This window comes from Collinsella aerofaciens (assembly GCF_039758965.1).
GTDB lineage: Bacteria > Actinomycetota > Coriobacteriia > Coriobacteriales > Coriobacteriaceae > Collinsella > Collinsella aerofaciens_BR.
Window position 1 is genome coordinate 50,236 of sequence record NZ_JBDMSL010000013.1, and the last position, 19,912, is coordinate 70,147.

The window sequence follows — 19,912 nt, forward strand, 5'->3', positions numbered from 1 at the left end:
CTTACATAGAGCGGTTTTGATCCCAAGCAGGGGAGGTTTTGGCCTTCCCTGCTTGCTTGGTATCTAGGGACGATGTAACGTCCCTGTTTCATACATCAACTGGAAACCTATTCGAAAGGGGGATGTGGAACATGACGGTCTTTATCCAATACCTGGTCAACGGCCTGTCCATGGGCAGCGTCTACGCCATCATCGCGTTGGGCTACACCATGGTCTACGGTATCGCCAAGATGCTGAACTTCGCTCACGGCGACGTCATCATGGTCGGTGCCTATGTCTCGTTCTGTGCCACGTCGTATCTCGGCCTCCCGGGCTGGGCATCTGTAGTTCTCTCTTGTGTGGTCTGTACCGTTCTCGGTGTTCTCATCGAGGGTCTGGCATACAAGCCGCTGCGTCAGGCGGGCCCGCTGGCCGTTCTGATCACGGCTATCGGCGTGTCCTACTTCCTGCAGAATGCCGCGCAGCTTCTGTGGGGCGCCACGCCCAAGAACTTCACTTCGCTCGTCACCTTCCAGGTGCCGGAGTTCTTGGCCAAGTTCAACGTAAGCGCCGTCTCGCTCGTCACCATCGTCGCCTGCCTGGTCATCATGGCCGGCCTGATGTTCTTTACAGGTAAGACCAAGATGGGCAAAGCCATGCGCGCCGTGTCCGAGGACAAGGCCGCCGCTCAGCTCATGGGCATCAACGTCAACCGCACCATCTCGATGACGTTCGCCATCGGCTCTGCCCTTGCCGCCATTGCCGGTGTGCTCCTGTGCTCCTACTCGCCGGTGCTGCAGCCCACCACGGGTGCCATGCCTGGCATCAAGGCCTTCGACGCCGCCGTCTTCGGTGGCATCGGTTCCATCCCCGGCGCCTTTGTCGGTGGCATTCTCATCGGCATCATCGAGGCGATGGCGCAGGCCTACATTTCCACGAGTCTTGCCAACTCCATCGTCTTTGGTGTTCTGATCATCGTCCTGCTCGTCAAGCCTGCCGGCCTCTTGGGCAAGTACGTCCCCGAGAAGGTGTAGGTGAGCGGTATGAAGTTTCTTAAAGACAAGCAGACGCGTCACGACTTTGTTACGTACGCCATGTGCCTTGTGGCGTTCGCCATCGTGTTCTTTATGCAGTCTAACCACATGATTCCGCGCATGATCGCCGGTCAGCTGGTTCCCATCACGGCCTATATCGTCATGGCCATCTCCCTTAACCTCGTCGTCGGCATCGCGGGCGACCTGTCGCTGGGCCACGCGGGCTTTATGAGCGTCGGCGCCTACACGGGCATCGTCACCGCGGTCGCCCTCGAGAGCGCCGTTCCCTCCGATCCGGTGCGTCTGATCATCAGCATTGTGGTCGGCGCCATCGCTGCTGCTATCCTGGGCTTCTTGATTGGTATCCCGGTCCTGCGCCTGAGCGGCGACTATCTGGCTATCGTGACCCTGGCTTTTGGCGAGATCATCAAAGAGATCGTCACTTGCCTTATCGTGGGTGTCGACTCGCGCGGCCTGCACGTGATCTTTAACATCACGGGCAACTCTACGATCGACGACCTGCACCTGCTCGAGGACGGCACCGCCATCATCAAGGGAGCCCAGGGCGCCTCGGGCGTGTCGACGTACTCGACCTTCCTCGCCGGTGCCATCCTGGTCATGGTCGCACTCGTGATCGTGCTCAACCTGGTTCGCAGCCGTACCGGCCGTGCCATTATGGCCGTGCGCGATAACAAGATTGCAGCCGAGTCCGTAGGCATCTCCGTCACCGAGTACCGCATGATCGCCTTCGTGGTTTCCGCTGCCCTCGCCGGTGCTGCCGGAGCCCTCTTCGGCGGTAACTTCTCGCAGCTCTCCGCCACCAAGTTCGACTTCAACACGTCCATTCTCATCCTGGTGTTCGTGGTCCTGGGCGGTCTGGGCAATATGCGCGGCTCCGTCATCGCGGCGGCGTTGCTCACGGTGCTTCCCGAGCTGCTCCGTCAGTTCTCGGACTACCGCATGCTCATCTACGCCATCGTGTTGATCCTGGTCATGATCTTTACCAACAACCCGCAGCTCAAGGCGTTCTTCGGTCGCGTCAAGGACCGCTTTGCTTCCAAGAAGGAGGTGGCAGCCGATGCCCAGTAAATTTGAGTTCAAGAAGGGCAAGATGGTCCCGTATCCTTCTGGCGCCATCGTTCCCGACCGCGACCTGGGCGAGCGCCCTGCACTCGAGTGCATCCACCTGGGCATTGAGTTCGGTGGCCTTAAGGCAGTCGACGACTTTAGCCTGACTATCGGCAAGACCGAGATCGCCGGTCTGATCGGTCCCAACGGCGCCGGTAAGACCACGGTCTTCAACCTGCTCACCAAGGTGTACCAGCCCACGCACGGCACCATCCTGCTCGACGGCGAGGACACCTCGGGCAAGTCGGTCTACCAGGTCAACCGCATGGGTATTGCCCGTACCTTCCAGAACATTCGCCTGTTCAACACCATGACGGTGGAGGACAACGTCAAGGTCGGTCTGCACAACCAGGAGCGCTATTCCGGTTTTGAGGGCGTGCTGCGCCTGCCGACGTATTGGAAGCACGAGAAGGCTGCTCACGAGCGCGCCATGGAGCTGCTGTCCATCTTTGATATGGAGCATCTGGCAAACGAGCAGGCTGGCTCGCTGCCTTACGGCGCCCAGCGTCGTCTGGAGATCGTCCGCGCGCTTGCCACCAACCCCAAACTGCTGCTGCTCGACGAGCCTGCCGCCGGCATGAATCCGTCCGAGACCGCCGAGCTCATGGAGAACATCGTCAAGATTCGCGACACCTTTGGCATTGCCATCATGCTTATCGAGCATGATATGTCGCTCGTCATGAATATTTGCGAGGGAATCTGCGTGCTGAACTTTGGTAAGGTCATCGCCAAGGGCACGGCCGAGGAGATCCAGAACAACGACGCTGTTATCGAGGCGTATCTGGGCAAGCAGGATAGGGGGGAGAACTAAATGGCAGAGCCGATGCTTTCCGTCTACAACATCAACGTCTGGTACGGCGCCATCCACGCCATCAAGGACATCTCCTTTAACGTCAACGAGGGCGAGATCGTGGCTCTGATCGGTGCCAACGGCGCCGGCAAGTCCACAACGCTCAAGACCGTCTCGGGCCTGCTGCGCTCCAAGACCGGCTCCATCAAGTTTATGGGCGAGGACATTACCCATACGCCTGCCGACAAGCTGGTGGGCAAGGGCCTGGCTCAGGTCCCCGAGGGCCGTCGCGCCTTTCTGCAGATGACGGTCGAGGAGAACCTGGAGATGGGCGCCTACACGCAGCCCAAGTCCACGGTTGCTCCGGGCCTTGAGCGTGTCTACGAGCAGTTCCCGCGCCTTAAGGAACGCCGTCGCCAGGTCGCCGGCACCCTTTCGGGCGGCGAGCAGCAGATGCTCGTTATGGGTCGCGCCCTTATGAGCAACCCCAAGCTGCTCATGCTCGACGAGCCTTCCATGGGCCTGGCGCCGATTCTGATTGAGCAGATCTTCCAAATTGTCGAGGACCTGCACAAGGCCGGCACCACGGTGCTTCTGGTTGAGCAGAACGCGCAGATGGCGCTCTCGATCGCTACGCGCGGCTACGTGCTCGAGACCGGCAAGATCACCATGACTGGCACGGGCCAAGAGCTCCTGCACGACGACAACGTCCGCAAGGCCTATCTTGGTGGTTAATCCATTCAACAAAGGGGCGCTGACTATCCCGGTCAGCGCCCCTTTTAAGTTGCGGTGAAATAGGGACTAATTGGGGGTTCCAGACGCCAAAACAGTCCCTATTCCACCGCAACTTCATTGGGGCGTGCGACGATGACCGTCCCAAATTAGCGCCCCTGCACCAAGCCAAGGCCCCGTTCTGGATTGTTTCGGAACGGGGCCTTGGTGATTGGGGTCTATTGGGTTTTGTTCGCTAGTCTACCTTTTGTCCGCATGTGGGGCAGAACTGGGCTTCGGGTACGAGCGGGGTTCCGCAGTGACGGCAGAAGCGGGCGGGCTCGGTCGGGTTTGCTGGCATTCCCGGTGCGGCGGGCGCTACGGCGTTCTGCTGGGTGCGCTTCTGACGACGACTTTGCTTGCGCTGGGGCTTGGGCGTTGCGGCTGCCATGCCGTTTGCTGTCTTCGTGCGCTTCTTGCGGATGCAAAGGACAACGATCGCGCCACCGATGATGAGGACGATCGCCACGCCGCCGCCAATAACAAACGGCAGGTGAGTTTGGACAAAGTAGAGAACATCATCGGGTAGTGAATGGGGGATATTGGACTTGTAGATGTTTACGTGAAGCGTTGATGAGTCTTCATCGTAATAATTAGTCCAAATCTCGCGATCGCCATTCATGAAAGTAGGGCTGCACCAATGAGAATCAAACTCGCTCTTGGCCCCGGTTTTTGCATCGACTAGGCATGCCGAAGACTTGTCATCGTCTGAGTACGTCCCAAGCATGATTCCGCCATCATGCGAGATGTCGCCGAGATATCCATCGCCGAAGGGAAAAGCAATTGAGCTGATGATCTTGTCACTTTTCAGGTCATAAATACTAAGATTCGCATCCTCTTCATTGAGGTAGTAATCCCCGTCATCCTCTTCAAAAAGATCGTTCGATTCCTTCTTTGTATAGAGGGCATAAAACTCCGCCGAAGGGTATGAATAAGGCCAATCGGGTGCGTGGTCGTCATCGTTGAAAACAACGCTCATATTTCCATCGCGGTCCGCTTTTATTAATGCGGTGTCGCTCTGAAGATAAATATCGTCCGAGTAAGAGCTGGTGACGATATGGTCGATATCCGAAGACCTATCATCTTTTTTCACGTTAACCGTTTTCAATTCCGTTGACCCTGTATCGCAATTGAAAACCCTAAGCGCGACAACGCCGTCTTTGGTATTGTCCTGTAGGGCATACAGACGGCTCATGTCTTTTGAGTAGCAGTACGAAGAGTCATCTTTATTTGATTGATATGTCTGGATCAGTTTGTCGGATTTTAGATCATAGATTTCGACCTTTTTGGGCTCGTATTCATAATCATAATGTTCCACGGCGGCTCTTTTACCGTCATTGGAGACGGTTTCGCCGGTGTGGGCATATTTCGCCGAAGTGATGGGATGGACTGTTTGACTTTGGTTGTCTGGCGAGAATACGACCAAATTATTGCCGTCTACCCAACAGAGTAGATCGTTGGGTGCAAGGCATACTGAATTAAGGCTTTTATCTGGGATGGCAACGGGGCTTGTGCTGCCGTCTTTAAAATTGATGAGAGATGCGCTTATTAAGTTGTACTCATCATCGAAATCGTACAAATAGCCGAACTTTGTATTGCCGCTCGTGGCTGTATGCGAGTATTCGCTGCTGACCTTAAAGCTGTACGACTTCTCCAGCTCAGGCGTCGGTACGCTACCGCCGGCTAATGCTGCAGGAGGGGCTGCGAGCGGAGACAGGGCTGCGATCAGGCCGATGGCGACTGCTGCGATCCTTCCGCTCTTTTGGATGCTCTTAAACATGGCAATCCTTTCCTATGGATACGAATGTCGATACTGCCATGGTTGCCTAAGATTCGCGAATCATGTTGCGCAACATTCACCATCGGCAACTTTTTTCGGCCAGCCGTAATGGTTGGTTTTCCTCCGTCCCCGAGGGGTCATTTGAGTTGCGGTGAAATAGGGACTGAATACGGGCTCCAGAGGCCAAAACAGTCCCTATTCCACCGCAACTTCATGGGGATGTGTGACAATGCCCGTCGGAAAACGTCAGCTGTCTTTGGGGGTTCAACTATGCTGTACGAGTTTTGTGCCGAGAACTTTGAGCGAGTGCCGGCGGCCATCGAGGCCGGTGCGGGGCGCATTGAGCTGTGTGACAACCTCGCCGTCGGTGGCACCACGCCTTCCGCTGGCGTTATCAGCGCTGCGGTCGGCTACGCTCACGAGCATGACGCGCGAGTGATGTGCATGATTCGTCCGCGCGGTGGCGACTTTCATTACAACCAGGACGAGCTGCGCATGATGGAGATGGACCTGGGCCTTGCCGTGAGCGCCGGCGTCGATGGCCTGGTCTTTGGATGCTGCAAGCCCTGTGCCGGCGGATGGGCGCTCGACGAGCTCACCCTCGGCGCCCTTGTGATGGCTGCGGGCTGCGCGACCGAGGAGTGCAAGCGCGAGTCCCTTGACATCACCTTCCACATGGCATTGGACCAGCTCTCGCCCGAAGCTCAGCTCGACGCCATTGATACGCTCGCCGACTGCGGCGTCACGCGCATCCTGACGCACGGTGGTGCTGCTGGTACGCCGATCGAGGATAATTTCGATTACCTGGCTCGTTTAATCGAGTATGCGGGCGATCGTTTGACCATCCTTCCCGGCGGCGGCATCACTACGGCAAATCGCGATGCGGTCGCGGCGGCGCTAGGCGTCTCCGAGCTCCATGGCACCAAGATCGTGCCGCTGGAGGTATAACCCGTGGCGCTGGTATTTGACGTTCAGCAGGCGAGCGGCAAGCCCGACGATAATCGTCGCCCTGGCACCGCGTGTCCCTTTTGCGACACGGAGGGGCTCGCCAACATCATCCAGTGCGACGGTGACTGCATCTGGCTCGAGAATAAGTTCAAGACCTTGCGGGCCACCCGTCAGACCGTATTGATCGAGTCGGCCAATCACGACGCCGACCTGGTGACCTATGAACCGGATGAGCTGCATCATGTGATGCGGTTTGCCCTGGGCTGTTGGCAGCAGATGATCGATTCCCAACAGTACCGCAGTGTGCTCATGTACAAGAACAAAGGCCCGCTTTCGGGCGGCAGCCTCGTCCACCCACACATGCAGATTGTGGGTTTGGAGCAGGAAGACGGCTATGCTTCGCTGACTTCCGCCAATTTCGAAGGCATCAATGTCTGGCAGCAGGGGAGAATCTCGGTCAATATCTCAACCGAGCCGATCATGGGATTCTTTGAGGTCAACGTTTCGGCTCCACAGGGAATCGCCGCCAGCGACGACGCCCGCGACCAAGCCGAAGCGGACCTGTTTGCCGATGCGATTCAGGTGGCCCTGCGCTATATCCTGCACGAGCACCATGGCGGTCGCGCGGAGTCGTACAACTTGTTCTTCTACCACATGGACGGCCGGACCATTGCCAAGGCGCTGCCACGTTGGGTGGTATCACCCTACTTTGTTGGCTATCGACTGGCCCAGGTCAATGCCGAGACAACGCTCGATATCGATGCTGAGCGCCTGCGCGCGCATCTGGAAACGCTCGTATAGCAAGGCTAACACCCGCGCAATGCGGACAGTCTAGCGTGCCATCGCGTCGCGCCCGGCCTTGACTCGCTTGCGCTGTTTGGCGCGCTCCTCGCCGGTCAGGCGCTCAAAGAGATGTCCGATAATCGAGGCCAGTACCTGCTGAAACAGCGTTCCGCACATGACGGGGAACACGACTTCGCCCGGAAAGTACTGCGTGGCGATGACGGCGCCCGAAGAGATGTTGCGCATGCCGCAGGTAAAGCACATGGTGGTCGTCTCGCTATATGGCAGATGCAGCGTACGGGCGACCAGAAAACCGACGACGAAGCCGCTGATGGCGAAGACCAAAATAAAGAGGGCGACTTCCAGGCGCTCCGTGTTCATGTGTAGCACGTAGTCGCTCATGGCGGTGGAGTTGGACGCGATGACACCCATCATCATGAACTTGCAGGCGGGCGAGAGCGCGGGGGAGAGTTTCTCGTGTCCCCATCCGCGTGTGAGTTCGTTAATGACGATACCGAGCACGGCGGGTATGGCGATCATGAAGGCCATGTCTTGCATCATGCTCGGCACATCGATCGAGACGGTGGCGCCCAGCAGGAGCTTGAGCGTAAGAGGAATCGTCACAGGTGAGATAACCGAGGACGTCAGGATAATGGTGAGCGCGAGCGGGCCGTTGCCGCCGAACATGCTAATCCACATAAAGGCAGTGACCGCCACGGGTACGCTGTACTCGAGCACGATGCCGCAGACAAGGTTGGGGTTGGAACCAAAGAACAGTGAGCCCATGGCATACGCCGCGATGGGGATGAGCACAGCCGAGACAATTAACGCCAAAATCAAATGCAGGGGACGGCGGAACACCTCAGCCACCTGGTGAAAGGTGTTGCTGAGCGCACCTTGGAATGTCATAAAGGCGAAGAGGACGGGAACGATGGGCTTAAGTACGCCGATCTGCTGGGGAAAGAGCACACCGAGCGTTACGCAAATCGGAACGATGACCTGCATATGCCCCGCGAGAAATTTGCCCAGTCCAACCCACTGCCTCATATGCTCTTGTGACTCCCTTTGCTCGTGAATCCGTTTTGAATGGATATGCTAGACGCTCGCATGCGTCCGTGCGTCAGAAACGCTCGATTATTTCGAGGGTATTACCGGCATCGTTTACCGAAACCGCGGCGTGCTGCGGCGATTTGCGTCCGCGCTGCACGGTATAATAAATCCGTTCAACAGATCTGCCTGCCGAAGCGGGCATACACAGAGGACTCATCGCTATGAACCGTGAGAGGTATCGCGGCGACCTGCCCCTATCGGGGGTGGGCGCCTATGTCATCGCTTAAGACGACGCATCGCTGGGCGGTCGCTCAGCAAAGCCCCGAGCTCGAAAAGGAGCTTTCGGCTGGCCTGGGCATACCCGGGCTGGTGGCGCGCATTATGGTTGCGCACGGCATTACATCCATCGAAGAAGGCCAGCTGTTTTTGACGCATTCGCTTGATCGCGACTGGGCCGACCCACTCATTATCCCGGGCATGTCGGTCGTTGCCGACCGCGTCGAGCACGCTATTCGCAACCACGAGCACATCGCGGTCTTTGGCGATTTTGACGTTGACGGTATTACGTCGACCTGCCTGTTGACCGAGGCGCTGCGCACGTTTGGCGCCGATGTCACGCCGTTTATTCCGCATCGCTTTGACGAGGGCTACGGTCTTTCGCGCGCGGCGCTCGACCGCGTTAACGAGCTCGCTCGCCCCCAGCTGATCGTGACCGTCGATAACGGTATTGCCGCCAAGGAAGAGGTCTCCTATCTGGAGAGCCTGGGGATCGATTTAGTGGTCACGGACCATCACGAGCCCTCCGACCAGGTGCCGCAGGGCGTGCCCCTGACCGACCCAAAGCTCGAGGACGAGGGTCCCTCGCGCGAGCTTGCCGGTGCCGGTGTGGCGCTCAAGCTGGTGCAGGTCCTGGGCGAGCGTCTGGGCAAGCCGTCGTATTGGCGTTCGCTGATCGAGGTCGCGGCGCTTGGTACCGTGTCCGACATGATGCCGCTGACGCCCGAGAACCGCGCGCTGGTCGCCGAGGGCATCCAGCAGATGCGTGTGACGGCCCGCCCCGGCTATATCGCGCTGGCCGCGCTCGCCAAGGCCGACCTCTCTAGTATTACGGCCGATGGCCTATCGTTTTCGCTCATTCCCCGCTTGAACGCCGCCGGCCGCATGGCCGATCCCAAGCTGGCGCTCGACCTGCTGCTTGCCCGCGATCCCATCGAGGCAAGCGCGCTGGCGGCCGAGCTCGAGGAGATTAACCGTCAGCGTCGCGAGATCGAGGCGGAGCTCACGCGCGATGCCATGGCAAAGGTCGAGGAGACCTATGATGGCGGTCGCGCAATCGTCGTGGGTGGCGAGGGCTGGCACGAGGGCGTCAAGGGTATCGTAGCGAGCCGCCTGACCAACCGTTATCACGTGCCGGCGCTGCTGTTCTCGATCGAAGACGGTATCGCTCGAGGTTCGGGTCGCTCGGTGGGCAAAGTCAACCTGTTCGACGCCGTAGAACGCTGCTCCGATCTGCTGATTCGTCGCGGCGGGCATGCCGGTGCGGTGGGCGTGACCATCGAGGCGTCCAAGCTCGACGAGTTCCGTCGTCGCCTTTCGGCCGTGCTGTCCGAGCTTCCCGCCGAGGACTTTGAGGACACCGACGAGGTTGCCGCCACCGTTGACCTCTCCGAGCTGAATATCGAGACCATCGAGCAGATCTCCCGTCTTGAGCCGTTTGGCCAGGGCAACAAGGTGCCGCTGTTGGCGGCCGAGGGCGTGACAATGTGCAATCGCGCCGTGGTGGGCAAAACCGGCGAGCACATGCGCTTCGTGGCGACCGATGGCGCCGCGAGTGTGCCGGCCATTATGTTCCGCGTGCCGCAGATCGATAAGCTCATCAATTGCGATAGCGCCGTCGATTTAGTGTTCGAGGCCGTGGCCGAGCATTGGCAAGGTCGCGTAAAGCCAAAGCTCATGATCAAGGATGTCTTGGTCCGCGATACCACGGCGCCCAGCGTTGACGACCCGGCATGTGAGCTTCGCCGCGGCGTGGAGCCTGCGGACGCCGGTCTTCGTCTGGAGTCCCGCAAGCGCCAAACGCTCGCCCAGCTTTCCTATACCGAGCTGACGCGCTCGCTTATCCATAGCTTTATCGGCTCGAACAAGCCGCACCGCGCGCAGGCCGAGGCGCTCGATGCCCTGGCCGATCACCAAAGTGTTCTGGCCGTTATGGGAACGGGGCGCGGCAAGTCTCTTATCTTCCATGTGCATGCCGCGCGCGAGGCGGTCCTTCGCGGGCGTGCGAGCATCTTTGTCTATCCGCTGCGCGCGCTCGTTGCCGACCAGGCCTATCACCTCTCGTCGACGATGGCCGCGCTTGGCATTGGCGTTGGCGTGCTGACCGGCGAGACCGTGGAGGCAGCGCGCGATGACGTGTTTGCCGGCTTGGCTTCGGGCCGCACCGGCATCGTGCTCACGACGCCCGAGTTCCTGTCCATTCACCGCGACCGCTTTGCGCGTTCGGGGCGCATCGGTTTTGTCGTTATCGATGAGGCGCATCATGCCGGTCTTGCCAAGGGCGGCGACCGGAGCGCATACCTCGACATGCCCGATATCCTCAAGGCCCTGGGCGATCCGGTCGTTATGGCGGCGACGGCCACCGCGACGGCTCCGGTTGTGGCCGAGCTTGCCCGCATGTTGCCGATCACTCGCACGGTGGTCGACGAGACGGTGCGCGAGAACCTGCGGCTCGAGGACGACCGCGATCTTGCAAGTCGCGAGAACCGTTTGGTGTCGATTGTGGCGATGGGGGAAAAGACCGTCATCTACGTCAATTCGCGCGACCAGTCCGTGGCGCTCGCCAAGACGTTGCGCAAGCGTGTGCCCGATTGCGCAACCCATATCGCGTTCTATAACGCGGGGCTTGTGCGTTCCGATCGCCGTCGCGTGGAGGAAGCATTCCGAGACGGCAGCCTCAGCTGCATCGTCTCGACATCTGCCTTTGGCGAGGGCGTCAACCTGCCCGATATCCGCCATGTCGTGCTCTATCACATGCCGTTTGGCGGCATTGAGTTTAACCAGATGAGCGGCCGTGCCGGTCGCGATGGCCAGCCCGCCGTGATCCACCTGCTCTATTCGTCGCGCGATGCCCGCATTAACGAGCGCCTGCTCGACTGCTACGCACCCGAGCGCGACGAGCTCGTCACACTCTATCGCGCGCTGCAGACCATGTGGCGCTCCAACCGCGGCAAGACCGGGGATGATTCATTCTGCGCAAGCGATATCGACATCGCGCAGATGTGCCTTGCTATCGATGCTCGCACGCCGGTCGACGAGCGCTCGGTGGAAAGCGGCCTGGGAATCTTCGAAGAGCTTGGTTTCTGTCGCGTTTCGGGGTTTGACGACACCCGTCGCATCGCGATGGCAGAAAACCCGGGCCGTGTGCAATTGAGCAGGTCAATTCGCTATTTGGAGGGCTTGCGCTCGCGCATGGAGTTTTCGGCTTTCCGGAGCTGGGCGCTCGATTCGTGCGCTTCTGATATGCTAGCCAAAGTTAACCGCCCGATCGTACCGCGGGCCTAGGGGAAGGGGACCTCGATGGATGCCGCAGCCCGTACCGCCCATGATTCCACCCTCCAGCCGTTTTCGGAGATGGAGCACTATAAGCATGCCGATGAGCTGCCGCCCGAGATTATGGCGGACAGCTACGACAAGCTGGAGCGTCTGTGCCTCAAATATATGAATGAGGACGACTTTTCTAAGGTTGAGCAGGCCTACTGCTTTGCTGCCGAGAAGCATTGCAACCAAAAGCGGCGCTCGGGTGAGATGTACATCAACCATCCCGTCGAGGTGGCCATCATTCTGGCCGATCTCAAGATGGACTGTGACGTGGTGTGCGCCGCGCTGCTGCACGATACCGTCGAGGATACCGAGACTTCGCTTGCCGATGTTTCCGGCCTGTTTGGCGATACGGTGGCCGAGCTCGTCGATGGCGTGACCAAGCTCACCAACATCGAAGTCGACAGCATGGACGAGAAACAGGCCCTTACGCTGCGCAAGATGTTCCTCGCCATGTCCAAGGACATCCGCGTCATCATCGTTAAGCTTGCCGACCGTCTGCACAACATGCGCACCCTTGCAGCCCTGCGTGAGGACCGTCGCCTGTTTAAGGCTCGCGAGACCATGGACGTGTATGCGCCTCTGGCCGACCGTCTGGGCATGAGCTCCATTAAATGGGAGCTCGAGGACCTGTCCTTCTTCTACCTTGAGCCCGACGCCTACCAGCGCATCGCGCGCATGGTGGCTGAGTCGCGCGAGGTTCGCGAGCGCTATCTGGCCGAGACCATCAAGACGCTCACCGACGAGCTCAACCGCATTGGCCTGGAGGGCTTCCAGATCAACGGCCGCTCCAAGCACTATTGGTCCATCTACCAAAAGATGAAGCGCAAGGGCAAGGAATTCTCCGAGATCTACGATTTGGTGGCGCTGCGCGTTATTACCCATTCGGTGCGCGATTGCTACTCCACGCTCGGCGCAGTGCATACGCTGTGGCACCCCATGCCCGGTCGCTTTAAAGACTATATCGCCATGCCCAAGGTCAATAACTACCAGTCGCTCCATACGACGGTTATCGGCCCCACGGCTCGTCCGCTCGAGATTCAGATTCGAACCTACGAGATGCATGAGCAGGCCGAGTACGGCATTGCCGCCCACTGGCTATATAAGAAGTCGGGCGGATCGTCTGCTTCCAAGACCAATGACGCTCAACGTTTGGACGACCAGATCAACTGGCTCAAGCATTCGCTCGATTGGGCGGCTTCCGACGAGATCACCGATGCCAAGGAATACCTGCACTCGCTGAAGGTCGATCTGTTCGATCAGGAGATTTTTGTCTTCACGCCCAAAGGCGAGGTCATGGCGCTTCGTGCCGGTTCCACGCCGCTCGACTTTGCCTATGCCGTTCACACCGAGGTGGGAAACCATTGCGTCGGCGCCAAAATCAACGGTGCGGTGGCTCCGCTCACGCACGAGATCAAGACGGGCGACCGCGTTGAAATCCTGACCAACAAGAGTTCCAAGCCGTCGCGTGATTGGCTCAAGATCGTCAAGACGCCTTCGGCCAAGTCAAAGATCCGCCGCTATTTTGCCGCTGCGACCAAGGACGACGACGCTGCTGCTGGTCGCGATATGCTGGCCAAGGACCTGCGTAAGCGTGGCTATGGCATTTCTACGCCGCGTTCGACGCGTGCACTCAACGCCGTGGCGGAGCAGTTTAACTTCAAGCAGCTCGAGGACCTGTTTGCCGCCGTCGGCGCCGGCAAGGTTGCCCCGCGCGCTGTGGGCAATAAGGTCGAGCAAATCTTGGACCCCAAGCCCGAGGAACAGCTCACCAAGGCCGAGGCTATCGCCGAGGTCGTGAAGCAGCCCGCTCGCGGCTCCAACCGCAAGCCGCAAAAGCGCGGCAAGAGCGCCAGTAACGGCATTATCGTCAAGGGCGAGAGCAACAGCGGCCTGCTGGTCCGTCTGGCTCATTGCTGCAACCCCGTGACGGGCGACGACATCGTCGGCTTCATCACGCGCGGTCGTGGCGTTTCGGTGCATCGCGCCAACTGCCCTAACGTCAAGGGTCTTATGGAACATCCCGAGCGCATGATCGATGTGGAGTGGGACGGCGCTGCCGACACCCTCTTCCAGGTCGAGATCGTGGTCGAGTGCCTGGACCGCATGGGTCTGCTCAAGGACGTCACCATTGCCATTGGCGATGCAGGCGGCAATATCCTTTCTGCCGCCACGTCGACCAACCGCGAGGGTATTGCGACCCTGCGCTTTATGGTCGAAATTTCGGATGCGAGCGGCCTGGATCCGCTGCTGGCTTCCATCAGCAGTGTCGATTCGGTCTACGACGCTCGCCGTCTTATGCCCGGCGAGGGCGGAGCGCAACTCAAGCGCCGTGTGTAGGTGCGAGAGCCTCTCAACATCATAGATATTGGTTACGTTCGAGGCATCGTTTGGTGCCTCGAACGTATTTTAGAAGGAGGGTATGCGCATGGACGATATGACTTTGGACCTGACACCCCGAGGCGCGGCTTCGATTGAGGCGCTCGTCAACGGCCCGATTCAGACTAACAGCTACGCCGTGATTTCGAATGACGAGTGCTTAATCGTCGATCCGGCGTGGGAGGGCGAGCGTCTTGTGGAGCATATCCGCACCGCGCATCCCGAGGTGCACGTACTCGGCTCTGTCTGCACGCACGGTCATGCCGACCATGTTGGCGGGGTTGCCGGGGTTCGAGCTGTTGTTGGCGACAGCGCACTATATGAGTTGTGCGCTAAGGACGTGACGGTACCTCGCGCAAATATCGAGGAGCAGCGCGCCATGTGGGGCATCGAGACGCCCGATCCGGGTGAGCCGACGCGTTTGCTTGCCGAGGGCGATACAATCGAGGTGGGCGACGTCTGCCTGCAGGTGATCGAGACGCCGGGGCATACGCCGGGCGGCATCGTCCTGTTCGCCGCGACCGAGCAGGGGAACATCGCCTTTGTGGGCGACACACTTTTCCCGGGCAGCCACGGTCGTACCGATCTTTCCGGCGGTGACGAGGCGGCGATTATGCGCTCGATCTCCAAACTTGCCATGACGCTTCCGCCCGATACCGTTTGCTTGACGGGCCATGGCGATTCGACCACGATGGCGCGCGAACTTATGCAGAACCCGTTTATGCAGATGTAGGCTCGAAGCCGTCTTTCGAACCACGAAGACTGTTCAATCGTCAAGCTATTTTCCCCAGTGGGTCGATTCTGTGGGGCAAACGGTCAAAATTTGTCCAATCGGATGGTATTCGTGAACAAACGAACGTTTATGCTCGGGTATGTCGTGGTAAAATCTCAGGCGTTATCGGAGCAACCTTACAGGAGGTTTCTTTTATGCTCGTCAACGCAGCAGACATGCTCAAGAAGGCCGAGGCCGGCAAGTACGGTCTCGGTGCCTTCAACACCAACAACCTCGAGTGGACCCTGGCTATTCTCCAGGCCGCCGAGGAGGCCAAGTCTCCGCTGATCCTTCAGTGCACCGCTGGTGCCGCTAAGTGGATGGGCGGTTTCAAGGTCTGCGCCGACATGGTCAAGGCTGCCGTCGAGGCCACGGGCGTTACCGTTCCCGTCGCCCTTCACCTCGATCACGGTTCTTACGAGGACTGCTTCAAGTGCATCGAGGCCGGCTTCACGTCCATCATGTATGACGGCTCTCATGAGGAGACCTTCCAGCTTAACCTCGACCGCACCAAGGAGCTCGTTGAGCTTGCCCACTCCAAGGGCATGTCCATCGAGGCCGAGGTCGGCGGCATCGGCGGCACCGAGGACGGCGTGACCTCCAGCGGCGAGCTCGCTGATCCTGCTGAGTGCAAGCAGATTGCTGACCTGGGCGTCGACTTCCTCGCCTGCGGTATCGGCAACATCCACGGCGTGTACCCTGCCGACTGGGCTGGCCTTTCCTTCGAGCGCCTGGGCGAGATCAAGGCTCAGACCGGCGACCTGCCCCTCGTCCTGCACGGTGGCACCGGCATCCCCGAGGATCAGATTAAGAAGGCCATCTCCCTGGGTATCTCCAAGATCAACGTCAACACCGATCTGCAGCTCGTTTTCGCCAAGGGCGTTCGCGAGTACATCGAGGCCGGCAAGGATCAGCAGGGCAAGGGCTTTGACCCCCGCAAGCTCCTCAAGCCTGGTCGCGACAACATCGTTGCCCGCACCAAGGAGCTCATGGAGGAGTTTGGCTCCGTCAACAAGGCGTAAGCGTCGCTAAACTTCCCGCCGGAAGCCCCGTCTCCCTACACTGTTTCCTTTGCGCTCACCTGGCTTCGCCAGAAGTCGCGCCAAGGAAACAGTTCCGGGGGACGGGGCTTCCTTCGTTTAACGCCGCAGGGTTACTGGGCTGAATTCATTTTTTTTGACTACCGTTCGGCGGTGTTGATGGCTCCCTTGTTGGGGCTTTCTTTTTTATCTCGCTACAATGGACTTCAAGCGTTCTAGTGACTTGGAGTTTTAGTATGGCTGTTGTTAAGGTGCTGCCTTCGGATGGGAAGGTTATTGACGAGGGTCCTGTTGGTTGCTCTGTTGATGTTTGCAATGATGACTTCCGTTTTCTAGATGTTGGCTTGCCACCCGAGATTCTGCGTTTAAAGGACGCGGGGTATCTTTCGCAGGCTATTGAGGCTTGCGACCGCCTACTTGCCCAAGATCCCGATCCCTCGCTTGCTGCCTGCGTTCGTGCCGAGCGGTATCGCATGCTTGAGACGCCGCTTCATTTTTCGGTGTCGCGCGATCGGGCTATTGCGATGATTCGCGAGGAGTGGCCTGAGTTTACCGAGGAGCAGTTTGACGATCTGATTGACCGTAAGCGTATTGACTGGCGCTTTATCGATGGCGAGCTGTTCGTTCTCGACAACTTCCTCGATTCGCTTCGCGTATATCCCAAAGAGGTTCCCGGCATGCGTCCCGATCCTACGGACGGAATTGCACTGCGCAACGAGATGCTCAAGGAGATGGAGTCACAAAACGGATTGACTCGCGTTATTACGCTTAAGGCGTCCTTGTCTGTCCCCGGCGCTCTAGAGGGGGAGACCGTTCGCGCTTGGCTTCCCGTAGCCGCCACCTGCCGCCAACAGTCTCAGGTCGAGATTCTCGACATGACGCCGGAGGGTGCTGTTGCTCCCGCGAACGCTTCGGCGCGTACCGCCTCGTGGTCTTCTTCGAGTGAGCGCTCATTCTCGGTGACTTATCGTTATCACATCGATGCTGCTTATTCTGATGTCTACGGTGGCACACTTCCGGTTCATCCGCGTATGGACGCGCCTCTGCCCGAGGATATTTCCGAGGACCGTCCGCACATTGCATTCACGCCGTATCTGCAGCAGCTGACGGCCGGTGTTGTTGGCGGACTCGAGGATCCGCTCGATCGCGCCCGTGCTATCTATGATTACCTGACGCAGTATATCGACTATCGCTATCAGCCGCCGTACTTGCTTTTGGGATCTATTGCCGATGACTGCGCGCATTCGCTCCGCGGCGATTGCGGCGTTATGGCGCTCACGTTTATCACCATGTGCCGTATTGCCGGTGTGCCCGCCCGTTGGCAGAGCGGCCTGTATGTTGCGCCCGATTCGGTGGGGTCGCACGACTGGGCAGAGTTCTATACGCCGCAGACCGGTTGGCTCAACGCCGACGTGTCATTTGGATCTTCTGCTCGCAGGATGGGGGAGGAGTGGCGCCGCCGTCACTACTTTGGCAATCTCGACCCGTGGCGTATGGTGGCTAACAATCGATTCCAGGCAGAGTTTGAGACCTCTTTCGACGGCATGCGCGAGGACCCTTACGATAACCAGATGGGTGAGGCTTCGGTCGACGGTCGCGGATGCCGTCAGCGCGAGATGCTCCGCACGGTCGAACTCATCGAAATGCTCGAAGTTCCATTTTCGGACTAATCGGTAGAAAGCTGTGATAAACTAACTCACGCATTGCGTGCCCGAGTGGCGGAATTGGCAGACGCAGTGGACTCAAAATCCACCGTTGGCAACAACGTGCGAGTTCGAGTCTCGCCTCGGGCACCATACATGCAAGTGAACGTTCAAGGGGGTTGCGGCCCCCTTTTTCGTGCCGGACTCGCGTGAGCGCGCGAAGCGTTAAGCAAACAGGCCTGCGGCCTGTTTGTAGCGGAGCGTGGCGAGGGCGCCACGCGCCCGAAGCCTGGGGCTTCGCGAAGCGAAGGCCCTTCGAGTCTCGCCTCGGTCACCATACATGCAAGCGAGCGTTCAAGGGGGTCAAGGCCCCTTTTTCGTGTACGTAATGTGATAACGCGCTGTACGTGTTATTATTCGCAAGGCGTTGTTCCCGCAATGCCCTAAAGAGGAACCCGAGGGTTCCCACCTTTTGGCGCCAATGAGCAGCTGACTGGTCATACAACTTAGATTCCCTTCCTCAAATCGAGGAAGTCTATGTGTACGACCTGGTTGCTGAGAAGCGCCGGGTTATTTTTTTATGAATGGAGGTAGGGAAAATAGCTAAGTCTGATGACACCCGCATCAACGACGAGATCACTGCATCTTCGTGCCGTTTGATTGGCGTCGATGGCTCTCAGCTCGGCCTGTTCGCCATCCGCGATGCCCAGCGCGTCGCCGACGATCAGGGTCTCGACCTGGTCGAGATCGCTCCCAACGCGGAGCCGCCGGTCTGCAAGGTCATGGACTACGGTAAGTTCAAGTACCAGCAGGCCATGAAGGCCAAGGCTGCTCGTAAGAATCAGTCCAAGGTCGAGGTCAAGGAAATGAAGTTCCGACCCAAGATCGACGTTGGCGACTACGAGACCAAGAAGGGCCACGTTCTGCGTTTCCTCAAGAAGGGCGCACGCGTTAAGATCACCATCATGTTCCGCGGCCGTGAGATGGCTCACCCGGAGCAGGGCCTTAACGTTCTCGAGCGTCTCGCCGAGGATCTCAAGCCTTACGCTACGGTCGAGTCCAAGCCTAAGATGGAAGGCCGTAACATGCTTATGCTGCTCGCCCCGATTAAGGGCGCCTTCGATGAGGATAAAGCGGCAAGCGATACCAAGTAACTAGTGTTCTGTAACCGATTAAGGAGTATTTCATGCCTAAGATGAAGTCCCACAGCGGCACCAAGAAGCGTTTCCGCAAGACTGGTACCGGCAAGCTTATGCGCGCCAAGGCTTTCAAGAGCCACATCCTGAGCAAGAAGTCCACCAAGCGTAAGCGTGGCTTCCGTCAGGAGACCGAGATCGCCGCTGCCGACCGCAAGGTCATCAAGTCGCGTCTCGCCTAAGTTCGCGTTCCCGTTTTTCGTTTTACCGTCTAGGAGTTGATAGAACATGGCACGTATTAAGCGCGCTGTTGCCGCCAAGAAGAAGCGCCGTACCGTTATGCACCGTGCGAAGGGTTACTACGGTGCCGCTTCGCGTACTTACAAGCATGCTAAAGAGCAGGTCCAGCACTCTCTGCAGTATCAGTATCGTGATCGCCGCAACAAGAAGCGCGAGATCCGTTCTCTCTGGATCACTCGTATCAACGCTGCTGCTCGTCTGAACGACATCTCTTACTCTCAGTTCATGCACGGCCTGAAGGTTGCCGGCATCGAGCTCGACCGCAAGGTCCTGGCTCAGATGGCTTACGAGGACATCGAGTCCTTCAACGAGCTGGCTACCATCGCCAAGAAGGCTCTCGAGGCCTAATAGATTCTCTTGAATCGCTAGGGGAGTGTCGCGTTGTGCGCGGCGCTCCCTCTTTTTATCTGAGGCGCTGGTTTATATAGCAAAAGCGCGGGTAGATAGACACTTACAGGTGACCGATCTTTATATATCTCTTAACCGAAGGGTCATCATCTGATACGTGCAGTATTTCTGCACCAGCCTTTCTATGACTAATATAGGAAGCGTTGTATTGTGTAGGACTTGTGAAGAGTGGAATTCCCGCCCACGGGGCCCCTCCGGTCTGGCAATATATCTCCTTGCCGCGCGGCCCGGTGGAACCGGATGAGCCGCAGAGCGTGCACCTTGAGAACCGGATACTGCGAGGATGGACACACAAGCTGTGTCGCATCCGGGCAGACATCGAACCATTTGAAATGGTCTAACTTGGATTTGTTTTTCGCAAGGCCGCCGAGAGG

General features: G+C 58.5%; 16 protein-coding genes and 1 tRNA gene. 15 read left to right on the plus strand and 2 right to left on the minus strand.

The window, feature by feature from the left end; genetic code table 11:
- The first annotated feature begins 131 nt into the window (after positions 1-131).
- The 4 genes from ABHU32_RS05635 to ABHU32_RS05650 are packed head-to-tail and all read left to right on the plus strand — an operon-like array spanning position 132 to position 3,666.
- Entirely contained in the window at positions 132-1,013 is an 882-nt protein-coding gene (locus tag ABHU32_RS05635) for a branched-chain amino acid ABC transporter permease (RefSeq protein WP_099432746.1), read from the plus strand.
- 9 nt (positions 1,014-1,022) lie between these two features.
- On the plus strand, positions 1,023-2,102 hold the full coding sequence (locus tag ABHU32_RS05640) for a branched-chain amino acid ABC transporter permease (RefSeq protein WP_117821257.1): 1,080 nt from the start codon (positions 1,023-1,025) through the stop codon (positions 2,100-2,102).
- Positions 2,092-2,952 (plus strand): ABC transporter ATP-binding protein, encoded by an 861-nt coding sequence (locus ABHU32_RS05645; RefSeq protein ID WP_346979343.1) that lies wholly within the window; start codon positions 2,092-2,094, stop codon positions 2,950-2,952. Before ABHU32_RS05640 ends, ABHU32_RS05645 begins: the two co-directional genes overlap by 11 nt.
- Entirely contained in the window at positions 2,953-3,666 is a 714-nt protein-coding gene (locus tag ABHU32_RS05650) for an ABC transporter ATP-binding protein (protein ID WP_006234438.1), read from the plus strand.
- 232 nt (positions 3,667-3,898) lie between these two features.
- Here ABHU32_RS05650 and ABHU32_RS05655 read toward each other — a convergent pair whose 3' ends face one another.
- The gene (locus ABHU32_RS05655; protein WP_346979344.1) at positions 3,899-5,482 is read right to left on the minus strand and encodes a zinc ribbon domain-containing protein; all 1,584 of its coding nucleotides are present in this window, start codon (positions 5,480-5,482) and stop codon (positions 3,899-3,901) included.
- A gap of 270 nt (positions 5,483-5,752) precedes the next feature.
- Here ABHU32_RS05655 and ABHU32_RS05660 point away from each other — a divergent pair, with 270 nt between their 5' ends.
- Both ABHU32_RS05660 and ABHU32_RS05665 read left to right on the plus strand, forming a co-directional pair.
- Positions 5,753-6,430, plus strand: coding sequence for a copper homeostasis protein CutC (locus ABHU32_RS05660; protein WP_346979345.1), 678 nt, complete (start codon positions 5,753-5,755; stop codon positions 6,428-6,430).
- A 3-nt stretch (positions 6,431-6,433) separates the two neighbouring features.
- On the plus strand, positions 6,434-7,231 hold the full coding sequence (locus tag ABHU32_RS05665) for a DUF4931 domain-containing protein (RefSeq protein WP_346979346.1): 798 nt from the start codon (positions 6,434-6,436) through the stop codon (positions 7,229-7,231).
- Positions 7,232-7,261: 30 nt separating this feature from the next.
- Here ABHU32_RS05665 and ABHU32_RS05670 read toward each other — a convergent pair whose 3' ends face one another.
- A complete protein-coding gene (locus ABHU32_RS05670; protein WP_346979347.1) occupies positions 7,262-8,260 on the minus strand; it encodes a bile acid:sodium symporter family protein in 999 nt (332 codons plus the stop codon).
- 276 nt (positions 8,261-8,536) lie between these two features.
- Here ABHU32_RS05670 and recJ point away from each other — a divergent pair, with 276 nt between their 5' ends.
- The 9 genes from recJ (at position 8,537) to rplT (ending at position 19,478) form a co-directional block, all read left to right on the plus strand.
- The gene (recJ, locus tag ABHU32_RS05675; RefSeq protein ID WP_346979348.1) at positions 8,537-11,824 is read left to right on the plus strand and encodes a single-stranded-DNA-specific exonuclease RecJ; all 3,288 of its coding nucleotides are present in this window, start codon (positions 8,537-8,539) and stop codon (positions 11,822-11,824) included.
- A gap of 15 nt (positions 11,825-11,839) precedes the next feature.
- On the plus strand, positions 11,840-14,200 hold the full coding sequence (locus tag ABHU32_RS05680; RefSeq protein WP_148332598.1) for a RelA/SpoT family protein: 2,361 nt from the start codon (positions 11,840-11,842) through the stop codon (positions 14,198-14,200).
- An 88-nt stretch (positions 14,201-14,288) separates the two neighbouring features.
- Complete coding sequence (locus ABHU32_RS05685; RefSeq protein WP_346979349.1) at positions 14,289-14,972, plus strand: MBL fold metallo-hydrolase; 684 nt, start codon at positions 14,289-14,291, stop codon at positions 14,970-14,972.
- Between the two features lie 194 nt (positions 14,973-15,166).
- Complete coding sequence (fba, locus tag ABHU32_RS05690) at positions 15,167-16,033, plus strand: class II fructose-1,6-bisphosphate aldolase (protein ID WP_035137086.1); 867 nt, start codon at positions 15,167-15,169, stop codon at positions 16,031-16,033.
- A 254-nt stretch (positions 16,034-16,287) separates the two neighbouring features.
- A complete protein-coding gene (locus ABHU32_RS05695) occupies positions 16,288-17,721 on the plus strand; it encodes a transglutaminase-like domain-containing protein (protein WP_346979350.1) in 1,434 nt (477 codons plus the stop codon).
- 39 nt (positions 17,722-17,760) lie between these two features.
- A tRNA-Leu gene (locus tag ABHU32_RS05700) sits at positions 17,761-17,847 on the plus strand.
- A 431-nt stretch (positions 17,848-18,278) separates the two neighbouring features.
- The gene (infC, locus tag ABHU32_RS05705) at positions 18,279-18,848 is read left to right on the plus strand and encodes a translation initiation factor IF-3 (protein WP_006234423.1); all 570 of its coding nucleotides are present in this window, start codon (positions 18,279-18,281) and stop codon (positions 18,846-18,848) included.
- Positions 18,849-18,880: 32 nt separating this feature from the next.
- Positions 18,881-19,072: a 50S ribosomal protein L35 gene (gene rpmI, locus ABHU32_RS05710; RefSeq protein ID WP_006234422.1), complete on the plus strand. Its 192-nt coding sequence runs from the start codon at positions 18,881-18,883 to the stop codon at positions 19,070-19,072.
- A 46-nt stretch (positions 19,073-19,118) separates the two neighbouring features.
- On the plus strand, positions 19,119-19,478 hold the full coding sequence (gene rplT / locus ABHU32_RS05715; RefSeq protein WP_006234421.1) for a 50S ribosomal protein L20: 360 nt from the start codon (positions 19,119-19,121) through the stop codon (positions 19,476-19,478).
- Positions 19,479-19,912: the final 434 nt, after the last annotated feature.

Excerpts from the sequence above, each read along its gene's own strand:
- ABHU32_RS05635 (WP_099432746.1), top strand. The coding sequence starts at position 132 with ATGACGGTCTTTATCCAATACCTGGTCAACGGCCTGTCCATGGGCAGC.
- ABHU32_RS05640 (WP_117821257.1), top strand. The coding sequence starts at position 1,023 with ATGAAGTTTCTTAAAGACAAGCAGACGCGTCACGACTTTGTTACGTAC.
- ABHU32_RS05645 (WP_346979343.1), top strand. The coding sequence starts at position 2,092 with ATGCCCAGTAAATTTGAGTTCAAGAAGGGCAAGATGGTCCCGTATCCT.
- ABHU32_RS05650 (WP_006234438.1), top strand. The coding sequence starts at position 2,953 with ATGGCAGAGCCGATGCTTTCCGTCTACAACATCAACGTCTGGTACGGC.
- ABHU32_RS05655 (WP_346979344.1), bottom strand. The coding sequence starts at position 5,482 with ATGTTTAAGAGCATCCAAAAGAGCGGAAGGATCGCAGCAGTCGCCATC.
- ABHU32_RS05660 (WP_346979345.1), top strand. The coding sequence starts at position 5,753 with ATGCTGTACGAGTTTTGTGCCGAGAACTTTGAGCGAGTGCCGGCGGCC.
- ABHU32_RS05670 (WP_346979347.1), bottom strand. The coding sequence starts at position 8,260 with ATGAGGCAGTGGGTTGGACTGGGCAAATTTCTCGCGGGGCATATGCAG.
- recJ (WP_346979348.1), top strand. The coding sequence starts at position 8,537 with ATGTCATCGCTTAAGACGACGCATCGCTGGGCGGTCGCTCAGCAAAGC.
- ABHU32_RS05680 (WP_148332598.1), top strand. The coding sequence starts at position 11,840 with ATGGATGCCGCAGCCCGTACCGCCCATGATTCCACCCTCCAGCCGTTT.
- ABHU32_RS05685 (WP_346979349.1), top strand. The coding sequence starts at position 14,289 with ATGGACGATATGACTTTGGACCTGACACCCCGAGGCGCGGCTTCGATT.
- fba (WP_035137086.1), top strand. The coding sequence starts at position 15,167 with ATGCTCGTCAACGCAGCAGACATGCTCAAGAAGGCCGAGGCCGGCAAG.
- ABHU32_RS05695 (WP_346979350.1), top strand. The coding sequence starts at position 16,288 with ATGGCTGTTGTTAAGGTGCTGCCTTCGGATGGGAAGGTTATTGACGAG.
- infC (WP_006234423.1), top strand. The coding sequence starts at position 18,279 with ATGGAGGTAGGGAAAATAGCTAAGTCTGATGACACCCGCATCAACGAC.
- rpmI (WP_006234422.1), top strand. The coding sequence starts at position 18,881 with ATGCCTAAGATGAAGTCCCACAGCGGCACCAAGAAGCGTTTCCGCAAG.
- rplT (WP_006234421.1), top strand. The coding sequence starts at position 19,119 with ATGGCACGTATTAAGCGCGCTGTTGCCGCCAAGAAGAAGCGCCGTACC.